We start from the raw sequence: 2,343 nt of genomic DNA on the forward strand, positions 1-2,343 counted from the left end.
ATGACAATCAGTTTTGGTGGGGTGTGCATCGCCCTACAGTGTTTAATAAATAGTAGGTTGGGTTAAACAAGGTGCAACCCAACATTTTTATCATTGGTTAACGGGTTAAGCCAGTGGCAACTGTGCCAGTAGGTAAATCTTGATCTAAATACTCCCGTACTTCTTCGATTAAATCTGGTAAAATCCTATCGGCGGTAGTGCCGTCTCCTTTTTCAATGGCATCTAATACCGTAAAGAATTTATTTTCTAATACCTTGCCGTGCGCAGGTGCAATACGATTAGCCCGAATTACTCCCACTTTGACTAAAATCAGAATATGGATTAATTGAGGCAGATTATCAAATTCTCGACTACCATCTTCTGCTAATTTCTGCATGGCTGAAATATTATTGGTGTCGATCGAATCGTTCATTTGTGATAATAATAGTTTCAAACGATTAATTTGATCATTGTGCATCAGATTTGTGCCAAACTTGAGAGCAAAATCAAAATCTCTAATGTACATCAGGATAGTATCTCGATCGCTACAAGCAAAAGCCTGTAACTCTTTCAACTTTTCTTCCGCTACTTGTTTTCGATCGTGCTGTAAAACTCCGTTAAGATATATTTGATTAGATGCCCTTACTATCTCCCCTGCTAATTCATTGACTCGTTGCACACCAATTTCTGTCAAATCACCTTCGTCATTGAGTTGTTTAATTAACCCCTCCACCTGAGAAGCAATTTTTTCATCCTGATTACCACGAGAAAATGAGCCACTGACACGAATAGCATGATTATTTTTGAGACTAGCAGTCATAGTCAAAGCCGAGTTTTCTTCGTCTAACTCTACCATCACATCAACCTCTGTGCCTCTGGGGTAAGGTTTATCAAGTGCCAACCACATATCCCCAATACGCTCATCATGTTTTTTTCCTAACTCAATACCATCCTTTACTTTATCAGGGCTAAAAAATTTAAAATGTATCAATTCTTGCCCATCTGCTTCAGTTTTAAAGGTATGACTTTTTTGAATCGGTAACACATCCCCTTGGTTGATTAACTGAAAACGAGGCTCATTCACTAATTCGATACAATAATCACGGGATACCGTGCCGACAATTTCGGTGACTCCTGCCGACATAATACCTGCACCTTCAGCAACTCCATACATTGGGCGAGGATGCACCACAACTTTATCACTACCAAAAGCCTTTTTCACTTCCTCTTGTACTAATGGTATCTGACTTGAACCACCCACTAACAAAACTATATCAATCATGTCTTCAGGATAGTCAGAATATTTGATAGCATCTCGACAAATTTCAATACTGCGTTTGACTAAGGGTAAAATCATCGCCTCAAATTCTCCCCTTGTGATAGTCACATCAATAGGAATCGCCATACCAAACTCATCAAGGAGAGGAGTCGAAGGATTAACTTTGGCTTCGGTTTTGCTACTCAAGTCAATTTTTGCCCTTTCGGTGGCAATTTTCAAATCCGCCTTAAATCGCACTTGCTGATAATAGGGCATATTGGCGATTAAACTATCAATACTGTCTAACCCTTCCTCTTTTGCTACCTTTTGCTTAACCAACTCTGCTAATTTATCATCGATGTCGTCACCCCCTAACCACAAATCACCAGCTTTGCCAGATTCGATAAATTGATTTCCCGATACCGTTAATAAAGATGAGTCAAACGTACCACCTCCAAAGTCATATACTAGAATGGTTTTTACATCATCGCTATTAGGGTTAAAACCGTAGGAAATAGCGGCGGCAGTGGGTTCAGGTAATAAAATTGGTTTTCCTAACCCTGCTTTAATAGAGGCAATTTCGGTAGCGTAGCGTTGCTTATCGTTGAAATACGCTGGAATAGTAATTACTGCTTTAGTAATTTTCCCCTGTTGCCCTTGATTTTCCTGATATTCTTGGGCATTTTTCACCACTTGTTTTAAAATTTCGGCGCTGATGTCTTCGGGTTGATATTCTTTTCCTCCTAAAGATACCGCAATACTATTTTCTGTACCTTCTTTGGATTGGGTGATTTTATAACCGAAGTTTTTTAACTGTTGTTGCACTACGTCATCGCCAAAACCACGCCCCATTAAACGCTTGATGGAAATAATAACATTTTCAGGGTCTTGCAATAACTGGTTATAGGCTTCTTTACCTACTATTAAATTATTATCACGAAAGGCAACGATCGATCGAACTAATGCACCTTCTTTTCCTTCTACTACTTGAGTAGTAGCAAATTTGAAAGAGGCAACGGAGTTGGTTGTACCTAAATCGATTCCGACTATGTTTCCCATAATTTTGTACTTAAATTTTTGTTTATATTTACTTATCAGTTAGACTT

At 38.8% G+C, this 2,343-nt stretch carries 1 protein-coding gene; it reads right to left on the minus strand.

The window, feature by feature from the left end:
- Positions 1–97 precede the first annotated feature (97 nt).
- Positions 98–2,296, minus strand: coding sequence for an Hsp70 family protein (locus tag ACN4EE_RS22895; RefSeq protein ID WP_431708822.1), 2,199 nt, complete (start codon positions 2,294–2,296; stop codon positions 98–100).
- Positions 2,297–2,343: the final 47 nt, after the last annotated feature.

The organism is Geminocystis sp. CENA526, assembly GCF_050753365.1.
In the GTDB taxonomy this organism is placed as follows: Bacteria; Cyanobacteriota; Cyanobacteriia; order Cyanobacteriales; family Cyanobacteriaceae; genus Geminocystis.